Genomic DNA, 23,110 nt, shown 5'->3' with positions numbered 1-23,110 from the left:
AGCGCGGCATGGATGCTGGCGGCGACGCGGTGGCCGTCGGCGACGGCGGTGACCACGTCCGGGCCGCGCACCATGTCGCCGGCGGCCCAGAGCCAGGCCTCGCTGGTGCATCCGGCGGCGTCCACCTGGAGCCGGCCGCGCTGCCATTCGAGCTGCTCTGTCAGGGCCTCGCCGAGCAGGTCGGTGTCGGCCATCTGGCCGATGGCCTCGACCACCATGTCGCCCGCGTGGATCCGCTCGTCGGTCTCGTCGTAGGTCGGCGCGAAGCGCCCCCGGCATAGAAGTGACCTACCGGCGCGAGCGTAACCGGGAGGTAGATTCCATCGTGCCACTGGGCGCACGAACTGTTCCCATCGAGGTCAAGAGCGGCTATCCGCGCCGGTCAAGCATGGGGCTCGTCGCCCCTGCCGAGCACTTTGGCGGCCTTCCCGATGTCGTGGTCGGTTCCGGCAGCGTCACGATCGAGCGGTTCGTGTCGATCGCGCCTGAGGCTTGGTTGCAGGGAGGTTGAGATGAAAATCAGTGCTTGCTTCTTCTTCGCTACCGATCTCAGGGCCAGTGCGCGATATTGCCTGTCGGAGACTCGCCGCTATTGAACCCGCCCCGCATGGAGAGTTCTCTCAATGCATGCTCGTGTGTTTTTGGTCCTTTCCTTAGCCTAAAGCCAATGTCAATCAGATTGAATACTTTGCCCTTTGGCGCCAGATGAATACCAGCTTTTTTAGAGTAATATGATAGATATTCCCGAGCTAATAGACGTCGAAGCGGGCGCTGGGCTTTCCTGTAAAAAAATGGAAGCTCACGATTCTCGTAGAGCAAACAAGCTAGCGTCTTGTAAACATCACAAGCCACCGCACCACGAGAACAGCTGTTCCAGTCTATAATCAAGCATCTGCCATCTCCAATGATGACGTTATCGATATGGAAATCGCCATGGCATAGACGATCGCCCCGTGGCAGTTTATCTGCCGCCGCCAACAAATTTGACCGAATTAGCTGAGTCAGCCTACGTTCTTTTTCAATTCGCGTTTTCAGTCTTGAGTGGAACGACGGCAAGTGAGGTGCTTCTTGCTCGTGAATTCGAACGTGCAGATCTGCCAGCAAGCGGGCCAGTTCGATGGTACGCCACGGTGTCTTTTTAATGATCTGACCGATGGTTGCTCCGACCAGCGCACCAGAAAAAACTAGTCCTGACCGACCAGCAATCTTGACGGATCGATCAAGGTGCATGATCGGCAAGTTCGTCTTCTCGATAAGGCGATAATTTTCCATCTCTTGCTGACAATAATCCTCCCTGTGGAGAAAAAACAGTTTTAAGATCTCACCGTTGCCAAGATCAAAGACCTCGGCGCTTCCCCCTTGGCCAATCTTTTTCAATGTTGCTACCTTACTATAGTGATTATAAAGTGCCGCCTGTGTCATTGTTTGATACCACCGAACCGGGCAAGCCCCTTTCATGTAAGGGGCCCGATGCGTATATATCCGCGCGACACAGCCAATTGGCCTAGCGCGAAAGCCCAAACCGACAGTCCGATACCGATCGCATTTACGACACCAAGTGCACCCATTTGAGCGCCCAACGGCCATAGAGCGATCAAGGTCACTAGCGCCCCAACCCACGCCCGGGTTGTGCTAGCCCATACGTCGCCATGAGCGAACAGAAGTTGTGTCAGCAAATGTCCGCCAGCGAACGGCAACATCAGCCATAGGCTAGGGCCAAGCCAAGCACCGGCCTGCGCATAGGCGTTGCCTAGCAACAAGACGGCCACGTCGCTAGCCAGAGCCATACCGAGGAGGACAAGCACAACGGCTGCCGATAGCGACACAACGAGCAGCCAGACGATGGTTCGCCCCGCGTGCTCAGCGCTGGCTGCCACCTGTCGACCAAGAATCGGCAACGTACTCTTGGCAATCCCTTTCGGTAATAACAGCAGCACCGACAACGCCTGTAGCACAACCGCCAGTTGGCCACCATCGGTGTGACCCGGGAAAAGCTTCAGGTAGACCGGCAGGCTGCCATTGAGCATCACCGAGAGCGCAAGGGCGACGAGCATGGCGCTGAGGCCGTCCTGCAACAAAACGCGCAGCTGACTTCGGTGCCAACCGAAGGTGACACGATGCAGCTGACGATGCACCACCAATAATCCCGAACCTGCCTGCAGGAGCCAAGTCAGGACGTGAACGGCAGCAACCCCGAGAAGCCCGGCCTCAGCGACTAGCGTCGCGAGGCCGAGAACGGCTTCAGCGGCGCGCCAGCCGATCTCTTGACGCAGGAGCAGGTGGCTCGACTCCGAAGCGATGAAAACCTGCTGGGTCCATCCCGCAACCCCGCGTGCCAACAGAGCGACCGAGAATAACACCAGCACGGATCGCTCGGCAGGATCCGATGTCAGCCACCAACCAGCCAGCGCAGCCGCTGACGCGACCAAGAAACCCAGCGCCAGACGCAGTGTCAGCGTAGCTGCCAAGATCTCGGAAAAGGCGGCGGGATTCCGGCCGATTTCTCGGCTCAACAATCGGCCCGTACCGAAGACCACCAAGGGCAAAAACAGGAGCTGCCAAAACTGGGCATTGCTTAGCAGCGCAAATAGCTCAGGGCCAAGCAGCCGCGCTAAAGCGACGAGATAGAGTATGCGCAGGCCCCGAGCCAGAGTCTGTGCACCGACCAGATGAACAGTGTTACGTGCGATGGAGCGGTATTCATTTCCGTGGCCCATGCCAGCAGAGTCTGTCATTATTGACGAGCTGCTGCGGCCCACAAACGTCGAAACAACTCTGCATAGTCCCGATCAAGTTGCTTGCATGCGTTGTCCGCAAACCGCACCCCCCTTGCAGACAGGCTGACGCGCTGCTCCCATACCGCGTCAACGGCAGTCAAATAGGCATCAAGCAGCGCGCCCGTCAGCGGCGGCAGTACAGGCTCAGATTGGCCGAGGAGGTCCAACAGGCCTGCGGTCTTGTGTGTGGTCGATGCGACGGGTAACACAGGCGTACCTGTCTGGAGCGCAAACACAAAACCGTGGTAACGATCCGTTATCAGCATCGCCATTCGACCGAGCCCCGCAAGCAGACCAGTCAGATCATCGGGACGGCCGTCGTCGTCGAGCCGGCAGCGCCGACCAAGCGCGCGGCGCACCGGCGGATCATGGTGCAGCGAGCCGTGCAGGTAATGTACTCGCACCCCGTAGCGCTGACGCAGCCTCTCCACGAGCGTCGCCCAGGCATCGAGATCTACCGAACGATCACCGCGAATCATGATTGCAATGTCCCGAGAGTGCTCAGCCGAGACAGTCCGCGCTGGCGCCGGCATCGCAAAGGCGGTGTCCACTGAGTCGATGATGCGCTCTTCGAGCACCCCGAGCTCGGTCAACACCGGCCGCGAGCGGGGCTCGCGAAGCTGATGCACTGTGATGCGCGGCAGCACCGCGCGGGCTAGTGCTTGGTGCGATGGTCGCGCCAGCGAAAGGCTGTAGCTCACGACGGCCGTGGGCCGCCCTGCGGCGAGGGTCAAATAGGGCTCGAACAGGCGCGCAGGCAATGAACGCCCGAGGTGATCGGCAAAGATCCCGCCGCCGCAAAGGAGTCCTGCATCGGCGTCGCCGATCTGCCGGAGGAAGGACCTCGCTTGGTGGGCCGGCAGACGCGTGCGCAGGGCGTCGAGCCAGGATACCCCGGTCCGCCGACGGACTGCGGCGGCCAGCCCCGTGGCATGCGCGATCCATGGTAATGGCGGCTGATCGAGTCGAGTAGCCATCCAGTCTTCAAGCTGCGTGCGAACGGCCGAGTATTTGCCAAGACGCCTGGCCCACGCGGCCAAGGTCATCGCAGGTTCAGCACTAGAGCGCCCCAGTGAAGCGCCAGTCAGGAGTGGAAAGGCCTTCCAGGGGGCATGTAGAACCCGACAGTCGCCATGACGCTTGATCAGGGTCAAGAGGCCGCCGAACATGGCGCGGTCACCCAGATTGGGAAGTTGGTCGAGGCAGTGCTGCTGAGAGCTGAGCAACAACAGGGTGTGTCGTGCGCTCAAAGACGCTTCTCCGCAAGCAATCGCTGATATTCGTGGATATGCGCGTTGACCGCACGGTCGAAGTCGTTGGTCTCGACCACGTATGAATAGCCTGCCTCGCCGGCCACGCGCCAGCGGCCGTCGTCGAGCAGGCGGTGCAGCCCCGCGACGAAATCGCCGTCCTCGACCACCGCGCCGAATCGGTTCGCAAAGCCGTCCGGGTCCACCGGACTCAGGATCGCGCAGCGGTGCGCGCAGGCCTCGATGAAGCTGTTCGGTAGCCCTTCACGGGCCGAGGTGTTGACCAGCACCCACGAATGACCCAGGATCTCTGATAGCTCCTCGCCGGCAAACTGGTCGACGAAGCCACGCTGGTCGAGGTTGGGCGGCGCGAGCCGTGCCAGTTGCGCCGCAAAGCGCGGATCCTGGGCTGCGCCGGCGACGATGAAGCGCACCTGCGGAAACGCGGCGGCCAGCGCGAAAAAACGCTCGGGACGTTTGCGCCGGTCGAGCCGCCCGACGAAGCAGACGGTCGGCTCCGCGGCCTTCTCCACCCGCGCTGGGATCTGGATCGGCGTCGGCAGAAAGCGCGGCCGGGTCTCTAGACGGTACTTGCGCGCCACCCGCTCGATCAGGAACCGAGCTGGCACATAGATAGCGGCGGCCCGGCGCACCGCCCAACGGGTTGGCGGATTCTCGTAATAGGCCGCCGTGCGCAAGACCTGCAGCGGGCTGTAGGTGGGGTAACGCAGTTCCTGCCACCAGTCCCGGGCCATGCGGGGATCGCGGCTCGTCACCAGATGCAATCGGTCCGGACGCGCGCGCTGGGCAAGCCAGGTCCCCAGCGATGGCTCTTGGCTGTGGTAGACATCGGCGTTCGCATCCGCGAGCAGCGCGGTGCCTGCAGCGATGTCGAGCCGCTGATAGGCCAACACCTCGACGCCGTCAAGCAGCACGCGCCGCGCGACGGTCCCACGGGGCTGAGGTAGGACGACGCGCACATCGATCCCCTGCGCGGAGAGCCCGCGCGCGAGTGAACGGGTGGCGAAGCCAAAGCCGCCGGCATTGCCCCAGCCGAGGAACTCGGTCGCGACGAGACAGACCCTCATGTCATCACTCCGGGTATCGGCAGAAGCCCCCGACGTCGCCTTTCAATGCTGGCATGGTAGACCTCGACGAAGCGCGCCGCCACGGCTGGCCAACTGAATTCCGCTGCCGCCGCCAGCGCCCCCGTACCCAGGCGATGCCGCAATGGGGTGTCGGCCAGCAACAGATCCAGCGCTTGCGCAAAGGCAGATGCATCGCCCGGGGGTGCCAGTAGACCGGTACGCCCCGGCAGGATCATCAGTGGGATACCGGCCAAATCACTGCCTACCAGTGGCAGACCAGATGCGGCAGCCTCGGCCAGTACAGTCGGCATCCCGTCCAGGTCTCCATTAGGCGCAGGGATGGACGGTGCGCAGAACATGTCGGAAGAGGCATAGGCCACCGCAAGTTCTTGATGGTCAAGGGCCCCTAAGAACCGCACTCGTGTGCAGAGACCGAGGGCAGCCGTGCGCCGGCGCAGCCCCGCAGCCTCGGGGCCATCACCACAGATTGCCAAGGTTGCAGGCCGCTCTAAGCGGGAAAAGGCATCAAGCAAAGTCGATACCCCCTTCTTCGCGACTAAGCGACCGACGAACAGGATGACCGGTGGAGACAGGCCTCGGGTCGCGAGCCAAGCAATATCGCGCCGCTCAGGCCGAAAACGCGTGAGGTCCACCCCCATTGGAATCACTGGCATTTGCGTGGGGTCGACCTGACGATCCAAGGCAGCCAGTTGCTCGCGCATCGCTGGTGCCACCATCGTTACCCGGTCGGCCCGCCGTACGACACTCCCCAGCAGCACGCGCAACAGCAGCCAGCGTTGCGCAAGACCGAGATCGCCGCCGTGGGTGGTGACAATCAACGGTGGATGCGACTTGTGGGGAAATCCGAGCGTGTGCATCAATCCCTGAGGAAACAACCAATGGGCGTGAACACAATCGAACTGATGCCGTCGCAGTTCCGTCGCCAGGGCATGGCGCAGACCCATCAGCAGTCCCGGGACTAGCGCCATCAGCAGTGGGTTTTGCCGCAACCGCCCAAGGATCGAGCCCGGGTAGCAAAGCGTCTGCCAGCGGGCCATTGGCGCATAGCGATAGCGGATGACCTCAATGCCTTCCAGTTCCTCATGTGCTCGGGCGCCGGGTGCCCTGGGAGCAAGAATGGTCGCACGCCAATCTGACGGCAGTGCCCGGGCCAAATCGAGGACGAAGCGCGGCTCCGGGTCCGAGGGCCATTGTGGCAGGGTTGATGTCGTGTAAAGAATGCTTGGCATGTCATTCTGGAGATCAACCGTCCATCAGGCCCCTATCGTCCTCTTTATGTCGACAAGCTACTCCACAGATGATACAGACCGCGCACGCAGGTCCTCAAGCAGTTTTCGATTGGCCGCCAACAGGTCGGCGACCAACGCCATGAGCAGGGTCTGGAAGCCAAGGGTGAGCAGGATGCTGGCCAAAATCAGGGACTGGACGTGTCCGCTACCCTCGCCTTGTAGGTAGTGCCAGACGAAGCGCAGGCCGATGATGGTCCCCAGGCTGAAGAGCACCAAGCCCAGGGTGCCGAAGAAACGGAACGGGCGGTAGATGACGAAGATGCGCAGAATGGTCGGGATGCTGCGCCCGATGTAGTAGGGGATGCTTCGCACCAGCCGCGATGCGCGCAGATCCGGGTTGACGTGCACCGGCACCGAGGTAACGGACATGTTCTTCTGTCCGGCCTGGATCAGGGTTTCGAGCGTATAGGTGTAGTCGTTGAAGACCATGAGGCGTGAAGCAGCGTGCCGCGTCATGGCTCGAAAACCGCTGGGGGCGTCTGGGATGTCCGTCTGACTGACGACGCGAACGACCCAACTGCCGAGCTTTTGCAGGAGCTTCTTGGTCGGGGAGAAGTGCTCGAGTGCATCGATCGGACGCGCACCGATCACCATCTCGGCACGATACGCCAGAATGGGCTCGAGCAAGCGCGGAATATCGGCGCCGTCGTACTGGTTGTCGCCATCCGTGTTGACGATGATGTCGGCGCCGAGCCGAAGACAGGCATCAAGGCCACTCATGAAGGCGCGGGCCAGCCCTTGGTTGTGCGTGTGGCGGATGATGTGATCCACGCCGCCTTGGCGTGCGACCTCGACGGTCCGATCCGTACTGCCATCGTCAATCACCAGCCATTCTACAGCGTCACAGCCAGGCACCTGCCTGGGCAGCCCTGCCAAGGTGATTCCAAGGGTCTGTTCCTCGTTGAAGCAGGGAATCTGAATGATGAGCTTCACAGGGCTGTTCCGTTACTCCAGGCGTTCAAGGTAATTCCGGCGATCCCGTGGCCGGTGCAGGACTGCTATTATCACCGCAGAGCACAGCGGTTGCGACCCCGGTGCCGACATGCCGGGCCTTCACGCCGATCGCCTCGGTGAACTCCCTAACGCGGCCCCTCAAAGGGACTGATCTTGGACTCACAGCGCCATACTCCCCTGAAATCCCAGCATAAGAACCGTTCGGGTCTACTAGCCCATGTCTGGTGGCTGTGGCTGACCCTGTCACTGGGATGTGGTCTACTGGCGGTCTGGTTGGTGGAACTCAACCCCAAGGTGGAGGCCGCTGGCAGCTCGTCCACCAACGCCTCCCCGGCGCACCTGTCCTGGACTGGCTCTACGATGGGGGTTCCACGGGGCGTCAGCGCGCCATCTGGCTCGGCGATCGAGATCAGGCTCGATGCGTCGGGCAAGGCCATCGTCCGGATGCCCTCGGCTGGTTTCGTGGCCAGCGACTATGGGTTCCTACAGCTTCGTGTTTCAGACTTCCGCAAGCTCAAAGGCGCAGCGCTGATCTGGCAAACGGCGACACCAAAAAGCCCTCTTTTTCGAGAAGGTAAGCAACCCCGCAGCCCGCTGCGGCAGGCCAGCTTGCCCCTCGACAGCTGGGCCGATGTCACCTTGAACCTTGGTGCATTCGCAGCCTGGCGCGACACCGTCACGCTGCTCGGGCTGGCGCTGCAAGGGGCACCGAACCAAAGGGTCGTCATTGAAGAGCTTCGGCTCATGCCGGCGACACCTGCGGTAGCGGCTCAATCGCTTCTGGCGCGGTGGGGAGAACGGACACCCTGGACGCAGTCATCGATCAATGCCTATCCAGGCAGGCTTCCGGGCGCATTGTTAGCTTTCCGAGTGCCGGTTGTTGTCCTGTTCCTGGCCATGGCACTTGGGTGCTACCTCTTGATTTGGTCGGTGCTACGCCACCGCATCCAGTTCGACTGGCGGGTCGCGGGTGGCATTTTTCTGCTTGGCTGGGTGGCGCTGGACGCACCTTGGCAGTGGTCGTTATGGCGGCAACTGGCCGAAACAAGGGCTGATTTCGCTGGCCAGAGCAACCACCAGAAGTCCTTGAACGCGCCCGATGGCCCCGTCTATCGCCTCATCGACAGGATTCGCCCACAGATAGGAGACCCGCCAGCACGCGTCTTCGTTGCCACCTCGTCGGAGTATCTCGGGCTAAGGGCGGCGTATCACCTCTACCCCCACAATCCCTATTGGGCCCGCAGTCGAAAAGAGATGCCCGCCGCGGACGCCGTCCGCGCCGGCGACTTCGTCCTGCTGCTGCAGTCGCAACAGGTGCGCTTCGATGCGACCGCTGGCGAATTGTTATGGGGTCGCCGACAGCGTGTCGAGGCCAAGCCAGTCCATATCGACGCGCTCGGCCAGCTCTACCAGGTGTTGTAATGGATAGTCTGCGGGTATTCGTTGCGCTGGGCCTGCCTTGGTTGATCGGGATACTGATCGTGCACCGGCTGTTGCCAGATGCTCAGGCAGGGCGGCGCTCACTGTTGCTGGGCTATGGCTTTCTGGTCGGCGTCCTGACACTGACGATCTTCATGCGCGGCGTCGATCTGCTGGGTTTGCGCCTTAGCGCGGGGATACTGTTGCCCCCACTGGTGCTTGTGGCCGCCACGCTCGGCATGGTGCATCGGACCAGCCCCAGGACGCTCGGCGGGGTGTGGGTCACGGACGCCTATCGCGCGTTGCCCGCCTGGCAAAAGCTCCTGATCGCAGCGCTCGTCGCAGCCGCAGCAGTGCGCATCGGTGGCTTTTGGCTGGAAGTATCCTGGCGACCGCTCTTCCCATGGGACGCCTATATGCACTGGGCGACCAAGGCCAAGGTGTGGTCCGATGCCCAGGCGCTGCTACCCTTCGTGCCCTATGACGACTGGCTGGCCTCGGGGAGTACGCACGTCTTTACCGACAATCATCCGGATTACCCGATCACCACACCCTTGTTGCAGACCTGGATGAGCGTTCTTCTGGGGCGCTGGGACGATGCCCTGGTGAATCTGCCCTGGGTGTTGTTGCTGGTCGCTGGTGCGCTGCTGTTCTTCGGTCAGGCTCGTCGCGCCGGCACTGGGCCTCTGGCCGCAACGCTGTTCTGCTACCTGTTGGTGAGCATGCCAATCGTGAATCTACAGACGGTGCTCGCGGGATACGCGGATATCTTTCTCGGATTTATCTATCTGGCGGCGATCACCGCCTTCTACCAGTGGACCCGGACAGACGACTGGCGCGATGGGCTGCTGGCATTGGTCTTTGCCTTGGCTTGCCCATTGATCAAGAACGAGGGCCTGTTTTGGCTGCTGACCTTCGTGCCTGCGTTGGCCGTACGCTTCCTGCCCTGGCGCTGGTTGCTCCTTGCAACGGCCGCTGGAGCAACACTGGTGGTCATCACGCTGCTGCTTATACCGGAGAACCTGAACGTGGCGGGTCACACGCTTGCGGGCCTGCGTCTGGAATTTCGTAGTAAGGCATTCTGGCCATTGTTAGAAAGTCTATTCGTTCATGCCAACTGGCATCTGTTGTTCTGGCTGCTCTCTGTGCTGTTAGTCGCTAGTCTGGTAGCTGCGTTCTGGACGCGAAGGTCATGGCCAAGGCCATTGGTCACCCTAGGTGCCGCCTTAGCCACGGCGGTGGCGCTGTTCTTCGTGTTGTTTTTGTTCACGCGCTATGCGGGCGGCGCCATGCGACACACCGCCGATAATCGCATCATGCTGCACCTCGCCCCCTCGCTCATGTTCTTCTCAATGCTGTTGTGGTTGAACATGAGCAATCGATGCCAACGCGCGCAGAAAAGAAACGCGAACTTGGACGCACAATTGACAGCTATTGCTTGACGTAGATAGAAGAATACGAACTACGCGGGCATCCTCCTTTAATCTGCGTTCCTGTCAATGCCGAAAATGGCGGAACTAATGGCACCTCAACTGTGATAAACACTAACTCACAGACATCGTGAACCTCACGCCCAACTTTGTCCGTCGCCGGATCGCAAATCGGCCGAATCTCCTCAAGATCGTCGAAAACATCAGCTGGCTTTTTCTCGGCAGAATTCTGCATATCACTGTTGGACTCATCCTTACCATCTGGATGGCGCGCTACCTTGGCCCAGAACAGTTCGGCCTTTTGAGCTTTTCCACCGCCCTGGTCGGCCTGTCTGGCGCGTTCGCCGGTCTTGGCCTAAAAGACATCGTGGTTCGGGACATTGCGCGCAACCCCGCGGGCAAAGAAGAGACCCTTGGAACCGCCACCCTGCTGCTGTTTTTCGGCGGCCTGCTTGCTTACGGCCTCATCCTTGGAATCATTTTCTTGCTACGTCCTGACGACCTACTCGCCAAGGCGCTGGTAGCAATTCTGGGCTCGGCAACCCTATTGAAAGCCAGCGAAGTAGCTGCGTATTGGTTCGAGTCGCAGGTGCTGTCGAAATATAGCGTCTGGGCGCAGGTCGGCAGCTTCTTCATCTTCGCTGCGATTAAGGGCATTCTGATCCTCAACGATGCACCGCTAGTCGCTTTTGCCTGGGCAACACTGGCCGAAGCCGGCCTGATTGCACTGTTGATGAGCACTTTAATTTGCCTTCGCGAATCCGCACTGCGCCGACTGAGGATCACGATTTTTCGTGCGAAGGAACTGTTGTTGGATAGCTGGCCGTTGCTACTATCCAGCATTACGATCATGATCTATATGAAGATCGATCAGATCATGCTAGGACAGATGGTAGGCGACGAAGCGGTAGCCATCTACAGCACCGCGGTTCGCATTAGCGAGGCTTGGTACTTCGTTCCGATGATGATCGTGACTTCGGTGTTTCCCGCGATCCTCGAAACAAAACGACGCAGTAAAGCGCATTACCACCAACGCATGCAAGACCTTTACGATTTGATGGTCTGGCTGTCTATAGCAGTCGCGCTCCCAATGTCATTTTTATCCACACCGATCGTGACAGCGCTATTCGGTGAAGCCTTTGCGGCGTCGGGCCATGTGCTTACGATTCACATTTGGGCGGCGGTTTTCGTGTTTCTGGGATTTGCCAGTAGCAGATGGTTTCTAGCCGAGAATCTCCAGTTTTTGAGTTTCCAACGGACAGCACTTGGCGCAGTCGTTAATGTGCTTCTCAACTGGTTAACGATCCCACACTATGGCGCCATTGGCGCGGCGATCGCCACGGTTGTATCGCAAGCCGCAGCGGGTTGGTTTTTTGATGCCCTTCACCCCGTGACTCGACAGATGTTTGGGATGAAACTCAAATCGATGAACCTGCTGAGATCGAGCAATCAGCTTCGCAAGATCGGATCTTTAAGCTGGAAACGCCGACCAAAGGAGACGAAAATATCTAGCCATGATTGAATTGCTAACCAAATCAAGCCCACGTCAGTGGCTTTCTCACCACAAAAAGCCGGCTCGCAAGGCCACCATTATGGCCTCCTTTTTCGACTATTTCGATGGCTCCGTTAAAGTCGCTGTTCGTATGATTCGTACTTAGTACCGCGCATACATCAGCTCCCGCCCGCTCAATGATCTCACGTATTCGATCTTCCGGAACCGTATGCATTGAGAAACTGAATTCCTTCCCTACCCCTAGCAAGGCAAGCAAAGCCCTAGGACGAATCTTCCATAGAATACGCCTCAAAAGCGAGACTTGACGTAAATCTTCAACCGGGATTTGAAATGCAGCAATTCCGCCTGGCTTCAGAACCCGAAAAAATTCCGAGATGAAGCGCTCCGCATGAGGTGGTGGAATATGCTGTAGCACGATGGAAGAAACCACAATTGAGTAAGCGCTATTGGTGACGTTCTCGAGCCCACTCGAGGTGTTAGTAATAAACTCGACATTCGTCAAGTCACCGTTAATAGAACGGGCTTTGCAAAGCATGGTCGCGCTCGCATCCACCCCCGTCACGTAGGCAAACCGAAACGCCAATGCCCGCGTCAGGCGGCCGACACCACATCCGAAGTCAAGCGCGGAATCCCAGTCCGGTGGTGATGCATTTATCGACTCAAGCAGTGCCAACAAACTCGCAATCTCGCGTGTGCCGGTTGCAAGGAATGAGCCTAGCTCCCAACCCCCGTCTTGGAGCGAGGGGTCATTCAAGATTGAACCGAGCGCGTCGATCTCGGCCAGGCCTTCCCACTGCCGTCTCTCGATCCAATACTGTAGCGATTTACGCATCTGATCTCTTCCGAGCCATGTCTGAGATTACGCCTGCCAATAGTCTTCCGCTGTTTTTCCACGTGGGCACTTCAGGCACACCTCTTAACGTCGGCCGGGGCCGCTCCATGGCCGCGCGTACCCCAAGGATTACACCCTGGATGGTCGGGGAAACGTAGTTCGCTAGTCCGAAAGAAGCTTCTCTTAATTCGGGAAGATCTGTGGTGACTACCGGCGTTTCGCATGCGAGTGCTTCAAGCACCGGCATACCGTATCCTTCGTAGATAGAGGGAAAAAGAAAAAGCTTCGCGCCTCGTAACAGGGTGTAAAGATGCTCATCAGGAACGTAACTCAGCTGAGTCACACCGAGTGCTCGAGAATCGTTGAGCAGTCGGATCAACCCTCGATTTTTCCATCCCGAAGCACTGCATATTGCAAGCTTGACACCGTCAATCTCGCCGGCGCGCTTCATGGCTAGAAACGCCTGAACAGCTGTTTCGATATTCTTGCGTGGCTCAAGATTAGAGACCATAAGCCAATATTTTCCGGCGGCGAGTCCATACTGCTCTAGCAAAGAGCAAGCAGGCTCCCGTTCCCAAGCCAAGAACGGTTCTGAAACCGCGGGCGGAACCACTGCAACAGCGTTCTTGCTGTAGTATTGACCGAGCCGTGTAGCCGTACCAAACGAATTTGTGGCTAAGGCATCGGCTGACAATATATCCTTGCGCTGAAACAATCTGGATGCCGCCCAGTTAATCATCGGCATCGTTTTCGGCGCCACGATAACGTTGAAATCGTGGATCGTGAGCAATGTGCTCGTGGAGTAGGTGCGGGCTGGTAGGATACCTGCGGAACCCCAGAAAACATCAAGCTCGAGTTGCCTCATCAACTGTGGCACTCGCCAACGAATCCAGAACTGCCCGGGGAGTTTCGAGGACAATCGCGATTTTTCCTCGAGACAATGCCATCGCGAGCTTTGCACCGGAGTCGTCATTTCTGAGCGTCCAAAAGCAAAGAACTCCGCATCCGGCAGCTCCTCATGCAATACCTTGCTCAGTTCAAAGACGTATCGACCAATTCCGCTACGCCGCTGCGTCAGTGGACGCCCATCGAGACCGATCCTAAGATTACCTCTGAAATTCATGCGTTGCTATTCTCGGTCGTCTTATGGAGCTACTTAGCTTCAGCAGCAATTGATTGAATGAGATTATTGGCCTAGGCCCGCCATTTTATGCAGCGGGTCTTGACAAGGCGTTCTGAAAAAGTCTGAGGTATTCGTATGCCATTCGCCGACGAGAGAAATTTTGAACAGCCCGCGCGCGACTCATGAGCGAGAGGCGATCGAGCCGCTCAGGGTCTGTGGCGAGTCTCTTAATCTGACGCACGAAGTCTTCTACGCTGTCCATCATGCAAAGCGCGCCTGTTTGATCGTGCCGAATCAGTTCGCGGAACGCATGCGCGTTGCTCGCGACAACTGGTGTTCCACAACTCATGGCTTCGGCCGCTGCAAGGCCAAAGCCTTCCAGTAGGCTCGGCGCGAGTAATAGCTGGGCGCGCCGGTATTCCGACCTGAGACCGTCTAAGCTGAGCCGACCGAGATGACGGATACGAGGGTGCTCTCGAAGACGCCGGGGCAGTGCGTGAGATCCGACACAACGAAGCTCGAAGTCCGGGCCTAGACACGACATGATCTCAGGTAATAAGTCAACCCCTTTCCGACGGCAAGGCTTTCCTACAAACAGCAGTCGGAACTTATCATTTTTGGCGTTGAGGGCATGCCCGGGTTCTGGCGAGAAGTAGTCAGTGTCGACGCCATTATAGATAACGATCGGCTCTTCGCCTCCGATACTGCGATGCCAGGTGCTTGCGGTGTACTGGCTTACAGCCACCACGCGAGAGACAGTGTCGTTCGATCGACACAGGAAAAACTTGACGAAGATTTTATGGAAGATGTCCTGCAGGATATTTGTGTAAGAGGCGTTTTCCGAGTCGACTATGGTATGGTGCTCAACAGCAATCACTGGCTTACCTCGCCCAGTGAACGCGAATGCGTTCCAACTGTTCGCCACGATGAGGTCCGTTTTCTCGGGGATCCTTGCAAGACGTAGGCGCCATGGAAAGTATTGCCATTGATGCCGATACGGCGAAGCCACGACACTCAGACCGAGCTGCTCCAGTGCTTCTGCGAGGGAGAGCGTATACACGTCCGCACCTGTTCCCGCATGAACATAGGGTAGCCAGATTTTCAAGGACGCTCACCCCGCCGCTTATCGGGTAAATCGAGCTTCTGTATCTCGCGGGCGTAACGTTGAATGGTCCAATACATCTGCGCACAGAGATCCGACATCTGCATGTTTTCTTCCACGAACTTGTTGGCATTCTTTATGATCTGCCTAACGGGTGTCTCCTCGTCGTACAACTTATCGAGAACTTGAGGCAGGTTACGAAACTGACGATCAACCTCGACATAATGAACGCCTGGCTGCAAGGCACGATAGAACCATTGGATGTTGTCGCTGCGCTGCTTGATCACCAAAGAGTTAGTCGCCAGTCGCCAGAGAAGTCCGGGCCATGTCGAAGAGTTTCCATCCGCGCACACGAGGTATCGATAGCGGACGTGATCTTCCGGGCTGATCCAGGGGCTAAGTCGATAGGTGCGGCGCAACGCGCGATAGGCCGCCTCATCTCCTTGAGTGAGGTTGGTAAACGCTGCATCGATGCGTGCGTCAAGCTGAGAAAGCGCAACCAGTTGGGCGCGGGGTAGTGACGCGAAGTTGGCCTCGGTGAGTACAGCACCGGTGGTACTTCCGCGCCAGAAAGCCCGCGGGGCTTTCATCTCCCACCGCGATCGCCCGTTCGCCGATTGAATCGCTTGATGCAGGGGTCGCCAATAGAGCAGTGTGACAGGGTCTGGTATGAGAATAGCGCGGCGGTCCAGGCTGGCGTTGTAGTTAAAAGCACAAATGGGGGCATGTAGACCAAGGTCTTCGTCTGGTTCGTAACCATCCTCGAGGAGAATGATCATGTCGAGTCCTTCTGGCAACAGGCTCGAGCGATGAATAGCGCGCATTAACATCGTCAGCACGCGAGATCGCGAGGAAGCGCGCATTCGTGCAGCCTTGGTGGCATTGACGTAAAGTGCGCCACGCTTCACTGTGAAACGTAGATACGCTCGGGACGTCTTCTGCGCAGCCGGCCAGCAGTTGTCGAGGACCTGGCGGTTGCTTTGGTTACGAAAATGGGCAAAATCCGTGTCTAGCTGTTCGTCCAGCCAGCTGAAACGTTGGCGAGTGATCGCTTCTGGTAGCTCTCTAGGAAGCTGAAAGCGGGTGTAAGCCAGGAACGATTGCAGACGACGGAGTCGTCCGATTGTACGTTTTGTGCCATGAATCACATGCTGCCCCGAACTTCGTCACTTAAGTCGTCTATGCGTGGGCTCCGGCGAACCTGATTTACAATGTGGGACAAGCTGCGCAAACAGGGCGGAGAAGGCCTTGGCCGAGCTGTCGCGAGAAAAGCGCGATTGCGCACAGCGGGCCGCATTCTCGGTGATCTTCCGTCGTAGATTGCCATTGTGGACGATGCGTTCGATGGCGGCGGCTATCTGTTCCGGGGCACGCTCATCGACTAAGATCCCAGTTTCCTCATGTTGTACGGTATCGATAATGCCACCCGAACGTGAGGCAATCACAGGGGTCCTCGCGGCCATCGCTTCCAGGATCGCAAGTCCCTGAGCTTCGATCCAGCCATCGGCAGCGGTGCGTGAAGGGCCAATGAAGATGTCCGCCGCTCGAAGATAAGCCGGAATGTCGTGGGGTGCGACCCAACCGCTGAAATTTATGATATCAGCGTCGCCTAGACTCTGGGCGAGTTGTTCCAGCGCCGGGCGATCTGGCCCGTCACCGACAATGAGCGTACGGACGTTTGGCAAACTTCGTCGCAGAAGGTTGGTCGCAAGCAACAGGTCTTCGACGCCCTTTTCACCTACAATGCGCCCGGTGAATAATAGAAGCGGTCCAGTGCTGGACCTGTAACGCTCGCGCAACTGGGCCGCGAGGGCTATCTGGCGTTCGTCCAGTGGAGAAATGGAAACACCCATCGGGATACGCTCTAAAAGCCTAACGCCAGGGGCGACGCGATTGACCGCCTGCTCGGTAACGGAACTGTTGACAGTGACCGCATCAGCATCATGCAGGGGTGCCCGCTTGAACCACTCCATGAATCTGCCTTTTAGACCAAAGATATCCCCGCCATGCACGGTCACTACGTGCGGGAGAGAATGCGCGCGCCGTGCTACCATCCCGGTAAAGCCTTGCGGCAGAATCCAATGTGAGTGCATTAGGTCATAGTGACCCAGACGGAGTCGACGGACGGTTGCGAGCATCTCCGCAGCAATCAGGGCTGGCAATTTAAGCTTGTTGAGGGGATTGTTGCGCAGCTGGACCAATGCACCGCCCTGATAACAGACGGTTTGTTGATGCTCCGGCCAGAGATAACGAAAGCGATCGATGCGTACGCCGTCAATGACTTCGGACCGTTTTGCACCAGATGCGTGCGGCGCAAGCACGTCCACTTGCCAGCCGAATGCCTGCAGGTCTTGGGCGAGATGGAGGACGAACGGAGTTGTAGAATCTCCAGACCAACGCGGGAAGTTCGACGTCAAGCAGAGTATACGGCCTTGTTGCATCTAATCTAGCACCGTAACAGAGGTGGCAGGTCACGACAGCCGTGAATTGTTCGACCTATTGCCCGCTGATTTTTCCACATTCATATGCAAGGCGCTGATCGAGAGCCCTGGCTCGCTCGACACAAGCTATGACCTCACTGGCCTTTGGCATCAAGGCATGTGGGTCATTCATGTATCTTATCAATCTTTCATGTAAGACCGAGCTGTCGAATTCTGCTAAGGCAATAAAGCAGGGCTCGGCGCTCGGTACCGCATATTTAATGAGTCTAGCGATCTTTCCCTGCGAACTGCCAGTGCAGATCACGGGGCGCCCCGTCAAAAGCGCAAAAATAAATCCGTGATAACGTGAGGTAAGAACCAAGTCCAAGCAAGCATAGTATTCCAGAACCGCTTCTATGGCCTGGCCCTTGAAGGTCCTGATCCGTAGGCCCTTATGATTTTGCCATCTTTGATACATCGACAAATCGTCACGGCTTTGAACGACTAGCTCAATGGACGCCCCAGGGGGAGCGAGGTCGGCCGTCTCGTCGATCGCGCGTTGATATTTTCGCATGTTGTCCTTTGCAAGCATTGGCTCCGGAGATACCCAGGACACGCCAATACGTGGATACTCGGGGTTGATGCTGCCCGTCCGGACAGCGACGGTCCCAAGGTGAAACGCGAGGTCCTGGTCGACGGACAGCTTGGCGTCTGGGGCGATATCTCGCAATCGATCTGCATCCCCGGGATCTCGCACGGAGACCCAGCGGCAGTTGCTCAGCGCATGGGCGAGCAAACGCCGACCGAGATCGGTGCGAACGCCTTGGGTGCCGATTCCCAGACAGACCGCGGGTCGATGCAGCTCGGCGGCCATTAGCAGGGGCAGCGCGTAGTTCTGGAGGTTGTGGGGACAGGCATCATAAAGCAGACCGCCACCGCCGAGCACCACGCATGACGCCCGTGCGACGTCGGCGCGCATGATCGGCGGTCCACGCCGCACGATGTGGGCAGCGCCAGCAGCGGCGCCAATGATGCGCGCCGCGCAGGTGGTGACGGCATCATCACCAAGGTTCCCCATATTCCCGGCGCTGATCAGCAAGACCTCTGGCGTCCCCGGACGCTTTACCGGAAGCCGCTCCAGAGACCCCCGGCGCGGGACGTGACGCGCGATCGGCCAGTCCGACCAGCGTCGCCGGCTCCGATGCGCATAGAGCGCGAATACCGAATTCGCCCAGAGACAGCTGAACTGGCCAAGCTGCTGCAGGGACTGCAGCGACCAGTGCTCAGTCTGGCCCTTATGTATCAGCAGCAGGTCGCCGTCACGCGGCAGCTCGAGATAAGTCTCGACAGCACAGGAAGCCGACTCACCCAAGAGAGCGACGAACTCGATCGGTGCGTAAACGCGCTCGAACCGACACGAATCTACGAGTCGTCGGACTCGTCTCAACGCTGCTGTCCAGCAAGGATCCTGAGCGGGAAAGGTCGGGGGCCGCTTCCAGAGGCCAGGTTCGGTAGCGCGATGGCCATTTAACCCCATAATTCACATCATCTTCGATCGATTGCAACGTGCCGTGAACTGCCGAAGACCGGTTCTCAGGCACCCAATCCAAGCGCGCAACTCAACGGGTAAGCCTTCCAGCACGCGGCAGCAGGCCAGGACAGATCGCTGAGTGGGGTACAATAGAGCCGGGCTGGCCAGACCATTATGCGATGCATTGCGGACCACCGTGAAACTCATCATCCACCCAAGCATCAGCAGGTTGCGCGAGTTTCTCCTGCCCGTCACCTTGGTCCTGGGCACCTTCGCTCCCAGGCAAACCAAGACGCTGACGAAGATCGGCCTTCTCGGTATCCTCGCCTCGGCTCTAAACGCCGCGGGTTACCTGGCGCTCATGCCGCTGATCGGCTTCGCAACGCAGGATGGCGTGGATCTAGCGCTTGGGCCTTGGTCGTTGCCTGCCAATGTTACCTTACTTTGGCTGCTGATTGGTCTCATCGTGTTACTCATGGTCGCTGCCTTGCAGGTCGACTATCTTAGATACCAACTCGCATTGAGGCTGGTGCGTGGAACCGCGAACGCAGCCGCGCTACGGGGACTCGAAATGACTGGGGGCCTGCAACGCCGCAAGCAGCGACGGCTGGCGGTCCACGATGTCCTGGGCTCTGTGGCCTTTGCCTGCGGTATTTTGATGCGCCAGCTGGCGACCGGTCTCTCCGACCTGTTGGAGCTGATGGTCTTCTTGAGCGTACTGTTGTGGTTGAGTCCTGGATTCACGGCGATCTTCCTGATCGGTGCGGCGCTCGCCGCGTTGCTCTACGCCCGCTCACTTGGATCAGTGACCGGGGCGATCAGCGACACCCAATCACTGGCCGCTCGCGCACGCGAGGAGATCAATGCACTAGCCGAGGATCTCGAGGCCGAGCGCGCTGATCCCGATCGAAACGAGCACTGGGACGGTCGCGTGCGGGCCATGCTCCGGACAGGGCCGGTCGCTGACCTCATGGCAAGCAAGCTGCACATCCGACGCGAAATGAAGCGCGGGCCGATGCTAGTCGAGTATCTCTTCCCAGTCGCGCTCGTTGTCTTTCCGCTCCTGATGCTGACTACAGGGGACCCGGACAACAGTCTGAGCACGCTCCTGGCGCCCGCCGTCACCTATCTGCTGCTGCTCCGCAAGGCAATCGGCTTGCTGCAGCGACTCGCGGGGCAGTTCATGTTCGTTGGCCGCATCCACCCGCTGCTGCAATGCTACGCAGACCTGCAACAGGGCGTATCGTCGCCCCGATGCCCCTTTGCAAGGAAGGCAGGATCCGCTGCGGAAGACGAGGGCGATGTGCTCTGAAGCCATCGTTCCTTGCCGGTTTCCCGGAGGTGGACTCCGGGGACCGGGACATCGCACTTGACACTCGGAGGAACCAAACGTTGTTGATCAGCCACCGCTATCAATTCATCTTCATGAAGACCAAAAAGACCGCAGGGACTTCGGTGGAGTGCTATTTCGAACCATATTGTATGGCGCCCGATGATCCCAAAGCCCCGTCTGAACGGAATGGCAAGCGAGCCTATATCTCGGAGCACGGCATTATCGGCGCACGCGGCAGCAAAGGTCTGGAGCAAAGCGGATGGTTGGCGCACATGCCAGCGAGAAAGATTCGCGAAGGTATCGGCGAGGACATTTGGTCCAGCTATTTTCGGTTCGCTACGATTCGGAATCCCTACGAAAAGGCCATCTCGGCCTATTTCCATCAGAAGCATCGTCGACGAGTGCCCATTGCCGATCTGGCCACCGAGCGCGCGGCCTTCGAGGTCTGGCTCGCTGACGACAAGCCGCCCATCGATCGCGACAAATTCATGATTGGGAAGCAATACTGTCTCTCCGATGTGATTCGCTTCGAATCTCTCCTACCCGATCTGGAACGAATCTGCTCACGGCTTGGGATTCCCTTCGAGCCCCAACGGCTAGGCAGAAAAAAATCGCATATACGCCCCGCGTTAGCCACTGTTTATAACATGTATACGGATCCCGGCCGAGCCAGCGTCACAGCACGCTATGCGCTCGATATCGAGCTATTCGGCTATGGTTTTCCCGAGACTAAGGACGGGGCCGGGACTCAATGATCTATCTCTGTTACGGCATTACCAAGTCCGGCAGCACGCTCGCCTTTGAGCTGACTCGGGCCTTACTGGAATCCTTGGGCCATCCGCAGGAACGCATGCAGATTTCTCTGATCGAAGATGGAAAAAAGGTCAACTTCTTGTCGAATCGCAAGATCCGCGAGCTTGATCGCAACGGATTGCAGGTTATCGAGGAGATCGCGCCATGCCCACGCATTGTCGTCTTCAAGACCCATGGCGCTCCCCATGACGCGATCCGCGAGCTCGTTGCTGAAGGTCGAATCAAAGGACAGGCAAATTTCCGCGACCCCCGTGACAACCTCCTCTCCTTACTCGACGCGGGGCAGCGTGCACGCCAGCGCGGCCGGGGTGCCTTCCAGCGCATGCAGACCTGGCAAGCGGCACTCGAGCGGTACGGAGCTCAGCTTGCCCGATTCGAGGAGTGGGTTCGCCTGCCCGGTTTCATTGCAACCCACTACGAGGAGGTTGCCTTTCGCAGCGAGACCTTTTTAAGCCGGGTTGCGGCGCAATTGGAGCTAGCCTTGCCGGACGACCTGGACTTGACCCAGCTCGCGGACCGGGTCAAGGCGACTGCCTTTACGCAGCTCAACAAAGGCATCATCCGTCGCCATCGTGACGAGCTCACGGTCAACCAGACGCTGTTCCTGCTGCAACGCTTCGGTCGCCAGATCGAGCAACAGATGGCTGAAGATCTCGATGCGGCCGACCAGGCCTTACTCAACGCATCGCGTCAGCTGCCGCCGGTGGATCTGGATGCCGAGCAAGGGTCAGTGGTGCAGCCGCGGTCGATATCGGCCGCCAAAGGAAGGCGCACCGCTGCCATGTCAACGCGCATGACCAATTTTTTCGAACGCAATCTGCTGGTCCATACGCATTTGGAGAAGACGGCAGGCTCGACGCTCGTCCACTCTCTGAGGCGCATCTTGATTCCACAAAAAGTACTCGATCTGCGCAAGCAGGACGTCGAACGCCCGACCGATCTAGCGCCGACCGAGCGCGAGTTGATTCAACTCATATCCGGACATTTTCATTTCGGACACTGGGAGCGGTGCTTCAATCGGCGCTGTATCTACCTGGCGGCAGTTCGGGAGCCCTTCGAGCGCTTCCGCAGCTTTCATGCCTTCGTCAGCGCTCGTCCGGAACACCCTGCCTACAGACTGATCGGTCAGCGCTCGCTGTTCGAGGCGGTAGAAACCGCGCTACAGGAGCACCACCCCTGCGCGGTAGACTACCTGGCACGGTACTTCGGCGGCGCGACCGGATGGCAGCGGTTCGCGCGGGTGCGGACGCACCTGGAGGAGCGCTATATCGCGGTCGTCCCGCACCAACAGGTGATGCGCCTTATTGCCAGCCTGGCCAACGCCCTGGACGCGCAGGAGCCGACCGGGGTGACCCGAAACGTCGGTGCCCCTTATGCCACATGCGATGACGGCCGAGAGCTGTTCATCCGATCCAACCGACTGGATTATCAAATCTTCGATTATGTGAACGACCGATACGAGCACTGGCTGAATGACTTTTCCGCCCGCCTCGAGGTGATGTCGAGATGATCCGAACTTCGAGAACGATCGTCGCGCGCCTGTTGGGGCTTTGGCCGACCCGCACTCGCCGAACCTTCGTCGTGCTCGGTTGCCCCCGCGGCGGAACCAGTCTGCTGGCCGGCGCGCTGGACGCGGCAGGAGTGTATATGGGGAAGTACCGAACGCTGCAATACGAAGATCCCGAGTTCAAGATACAACCACACTTGGCGTCTGAGGCGCCCGAGCAGTTGGCGCCTGTCATTCGGGCCCGTAACCTGACGCACCGTTATTGGGGATGGAAATTCCCGAACAACATCTACTACATCGAGCGGGTCCTTCCCTTGCTGATCAATCCTTGCTTCTTGTTCGTTTATCGCGACCTCTACGAGATCGCCCGATCTTCCGCCCGTCACGACGGGCGCAACTGGACGGCGCAAGGCGAACATCTGATCGAGGTTGCCTTCAACCACAGTGCCAAGGTGCGTCGGTTCCAGGCGTCGCTGCATTTGCCGCATCACGTGTTTCAGCTCGAAGCGATCCAGGCGGACCCTGGCGCGTTCGCTGATCAAATGGTCGAGATCCTGCACCCGATGTTCGCAAGCCGCGAGAAGATCATGCGTTTCGTGATGCCCCACGGCGGCTATCATGCGCATGGCGCTGTGAAACGGCATGTCATTAAAAATTAGCCGCCGACAGGGCCGCGGTAGATGCGACCCAGGAAAAACGCGGCTCAGA

The 23,110-nt window shown here is 58.8% G+C and carries 20 protein-coding genes; 7 read left to right on the top strand and 13 right to left on the bottom strand.

What is annotated here, in order from left to right; genetic code table 11:
* The 7 genes from F2Q65_RS07000 to F2Q65_RS06970 form a co-directional block, all read right to left on the bottom strand.
* The coding region (locus F2Q65_RS07000; protein WP_170265574.1) for an FAD-dependent oxidoreductase at positions 1–218 on the bottom strand (218 nt) is incomplete at its 3' end.
* 331 nt (positions 219–549) lie between these two features.
* Positions 550–1,422, bottom strand: a complete 873-nt coding sequence (locus F2Q65_RS06995; RefSeq protein WP_170265572.1) for a phosphotransferase family protein — start codon at positions 1,420–1,422, stop codon at positions 550–552.
* 32 nt (positions 1,423–1,454) lie between these two features.
* Positions 1,455–2,735 (bottom strand): oligosaccharide flippase family protein, encoded by a 1,281-nt coding sequence (locus F2Q65_RS06990; protein ID WP_150091788.1) that lies wholly within the window; start codon positions 2,733–2,735, stop codon positions 1,455–1,457.
* Positions 2,735–4,027 (bottom strand): polysaccharide pyruvyl transferase family protein, encoded by a 1,293-nt coding sequence (locus F2Q65_RS06985; protein ID WP_150091786.1) that lies wholly within the window; start codon positions 4,025–4,027, stop codon positions 2,735–2,737. Before F2Q65_RS06985 ends, F2Q65_RS06990 begins: the two co-directional genes overlap by 1 nt.
* Entirely contained in the window at positions 4,024–5,115 is a 1,092-nt protein-coding gene (locus F2Q65_RS06980; RefSeq protein WP_150091784.1) for a glycosyltransferase family 4 protein, read from the bottom strand. The genes F2Q65_RS06985 and F2Q65_RS06980 overlap by 4 nt, the downstream gene beginning before the upstream one ends.
* Positions 5,112–6,365: a glycosyltransferase gene (locus F2Q65_RS06975; protein ID WP_150091782.1), complete on the bottom strand. Its 1,254-nt coding sequence runs from the start codon at positions 6,363–6,365 to the stop codon at positions 5,112–5,114. Before F2Q65_RS06975 ends, F2Q65_RS06980 begins: the two co-directional genes overlap by 4 nt.
* A gap of 57 nt (positions 6,366–6,422) precedes the next feature.
* Positions 6,423–7,358 (bottom strand): glycosyltransferase family 2 protein, encoded by a 936-nt coding sequence (locus F2Q65_RS06970; RefSeq protein WP_150091780.1) that lies wholly within the window; start codon positions 7,356–7,358, stop codon positions 6,423–6,425.
* Between the two features lie 297 nt (positions 7,359–7,655).
* On the opposite strand from F2Q65_RS06970, the gene F2Q65_RS06965 reads away from it, so the two are divergent.
* The 3 genes from F2Q65_RS06965 (at position 7,656) to F2Q65_RS06955 (ending at position 11,750) form a co-directional block, all read left to right on the top strand.
* On the top strand, positions 7,656–8,801 hold the full coding sequence (locus F2Q65_RS06965; RefSeq protein ID WP_150091778.1) for a hypothetical protein: 1,146 nt from the start codon (positions 7,656–7,658) through the stop codon (positions 8,799–8,801).
* On the top strand, positions 8,801–10,240 hold the full coding sequence (locus tag F2Q65_RS06960) for a hypothetical protein (protein ID WP_150091776.1): 1,440 nt from the start codon (positions 8,801–8,803) through the stop codon (positions 10,238–10,240). The genes F2Q65_RS06965 and F2Q65_RS06960 overlap by 1 nt, the downstream gene beginning before the upstream one ends.
* 118 nt (positions 10,241–10,358) lie before the next feature.
* Positions 10,359–11,750 (top strand): flippase, encoded by a 1,392-nt coding sequence (locus tag F2Q65_RS06955; protein WP_150091774.1) that lies wholly within the window; start codon positions 10,359–10,361, stop codon positions 11,748–11,750.
* Between the two features lie 13 nt (positions 11,751–11,763).
* Here the strand turns inward: F2Q65_RS06955 and F2Q65_RS06950 are convergent, their stop codons facing one another.
* From F2Q65_RS06950 to F2Q65_RS06925, 6 genes are all read right to left on the bottom strand, one after another.
* On the bottom strand, positions 11,764–12,573 hold the full coding sequence (locus F2Q65_RS06950; protein ID WP_150091772.1) for a class I SAM-dependent methyltransferase: 810 nt from the start codon (positions 12,571–12,573) through the stop codon (positions 11,764–11,766).
* Entirely contained in the window at positions 12,566–13,696 is a 1,131-nt protein-coding gene (locus F2Q65_RS06945; RefSeq protein ID WP_150091770.1) for a glycosyltransferase family 4 protein, read from the bottom strand. Before F2Q65_RS06945 ends, F2Q65_RS06950 begins: the two co-directional genes overlap by 8 nt.
* 85 nt (positions 13,697–13,781) lie before the next feature.
* On the bottom strand, positions 13,782–14,801 hold the full coding sequence (locus tag F2Q65_RS06940) for a glycosyltransferase family 4 protein (protein ID WP_150091768.1): 1,020 nt from the start codon (positions 14,799–14,801) through the stop codon (positions 13,782–13,784).
* Positions 14,798–15,946: a glycosyl transferase family 90 gene (locus F2Q65_RS06935; RefSeq protein WP_150091766.1), complete on the bottom strand. Its 1,149-nt coding sequence runs from the start codon at positions 15,944–15,946 to the stop codon at positions 14,798–14,800. Before F2Q65_RS06935 ends, F2Q65_RS06940 begins: the two co-directional genes overlap by 4 nt.
* 18 nt (positions 15,947–15,964) lie before the next feature.
* Complete coding sequence (locus tag F2Q65_RS06930; RefSeq protein ID WP_246156032.1) at positions 15,965–17,215, bottom strand: glycosyltransferase family 4 protein; 1,251 nt, start codon at positions 17,213–17,215, stop codon at positions 15,965–15,967.
* A 79-nt stretch (positions 17,216–17,294) separates the two neighbouring features.
* Positions 17,295–18,590, bottom strand: coding sequence for a polysaccharide pyruvyl transferase family protein (locus tag F2Q65_RS06925; RefSeq protein ID WP_170265570.1), 1,296 nt, complete (start codon positions 18,588–18,590; stop codon positions 17,295–17,297).
* Between the two features lie 355 nt (positions 18,591–18,945).
* Here F2Q65_RS06925 and F2Q65_RS06920 point away from each other — a divergent pair, with 355 nt between their 5' ends.
* The 4 genes from F2Q65_RS06920 (at position 18,946) to F2Q65_RS06905 (ending at position 23,061) form a co-directional block, all read left to right on the top strand.
* Positions 18,946–20,061, top strand: a complete 1,116-nt coding sequence (locus tag F2Q65_RS06920; RefSeq protein WP_150091760.1) for a hypothetical protein — start codon at positions 18,946–18,948, stop codon at positions 20,059–20,061.
* Between the two features lie 80 nt (positions 20,062–20,141).
* A complete protein-coding gene (locus F2Q65_RS06915) occupies positions 20,142–20,837 on the top strand; it encodes a sulfotransferase family 2 domain-containing protein (RefSeq protein WP_150091758.1) in 696 nt (231 codons plus the stop codon).
* Positions 20,834–22,405 (top strand): calponin homology domain-containing protein, encoded by a 1,572-nt coding sequence (locus F2Q65_RS06910; protein ID WP_150091756.1) that lies wholly within the window; start codon positions 20,834–20,836, stop codon positions 22,403–22,405. The genes F2Q65_RS06915 and F2Q65_RS06910 overlap by 4 nt, the downstream gene beginning before the upstream one ends.
* A complete protein-coding gene (locus tag F2Q65_RS06905) occupies positions 22,402–23,061 on the top strand; it encodes a hypothetical protein (protein WP_150091754.1) in 660 nt (219 codons plus the stop codon). The genes F2Q65_RS06910 and F2Q65_RS06905 overlap by 4 nt, the downstream gene beginning before the upstream one ends.
* Positions 23,062–23,110 lie beyond the last annotated feature (49 nt).

This window comes from Thiohalocapsa marina, from assembly GCF_008632335.1.
Lineage (GTDB): Bacteria > Pseudomonadota > Gammaproteobacteria > Chromatiales > Chromatiaceae > Thiohalocapsa > Thiohalocapsa marina.
Note: the sequence above shows the minus strand (reverse complement) of the source record. Positions and strands in the feature narration are given on the sequence as shown.

What these genes read in the sequence shown, in the direction of transcription:
- F2Q65_RS06990 (WP_150091788.1), bottom strand. Translation starts at nt 2,735, where the DNA reads ATGACAGACTCTGCTGGCATGGGCCACGGAAATGAATACCGCTCCATC.
- F2Q65_RS06980 (WP_150091784.1), bottom strand. Translation starts at nt 5,115, where the DNA reads ATGAGGGTCTGTCTCGTCGCGACCGAGTTCCTCGGCTGGGGCAATGCC.
- F2Q65_RS06945 (WP_150091770.1), bottom strand. Translation starts at nt 13,696, where the DNA reads ATGAATTTCAGAGGTAATCTTAGGATCGGTCTCGATGGGCGTCCACTG.
- F2Q65_RS06995 (WP_170265572.1), bottom strand. Translation starts at nt 1,422, where the DNA reads ATGACACAGGCGGCACTTTATAATCACTATAGTAAGGTAGCAACATTG.
- F2Q65_RS06910 (WP_150091756.1), top strand. Translation starts at nt 20,834, where the DNA reads ATGATCTATCTCTGTTACGGCATTACCAAGTCCGGCAGCACGCTCGCC.
- F2Q65_RS06960 (WP_150091776.1), top strand. Translation starts at nt 8,801, where the DNA reads ATGGATAGTCTGCGGGTATTCGTTGCGCTGGGCCTGCCTTGGTTGATC.
- F2Q65_RS06975 (WP_150091782.1), bottom strand. Translation starts at nt 6,365, where the DNA reads ATGCCAAGCATTCTTTACACGACATCAACCCTGCCACAATGGCCCTCG.
- F2Q65_RS06905 (WP_150091754.1), top strand. Translation starts at nt 22,402, where the DNA reads ATGATCCGAACTTCGAGAACGATCGTCGCGCGCCTGTTGGGGCTTTGG.
- F2Q65_RS06950 (WP_150091772.1), bottom strand. Translation starts at nt 12,573, where the DNA reads ATGCGTAAATCGCTACAGTATTGGATCGAGAGACGGCAGTGGGAAGGC.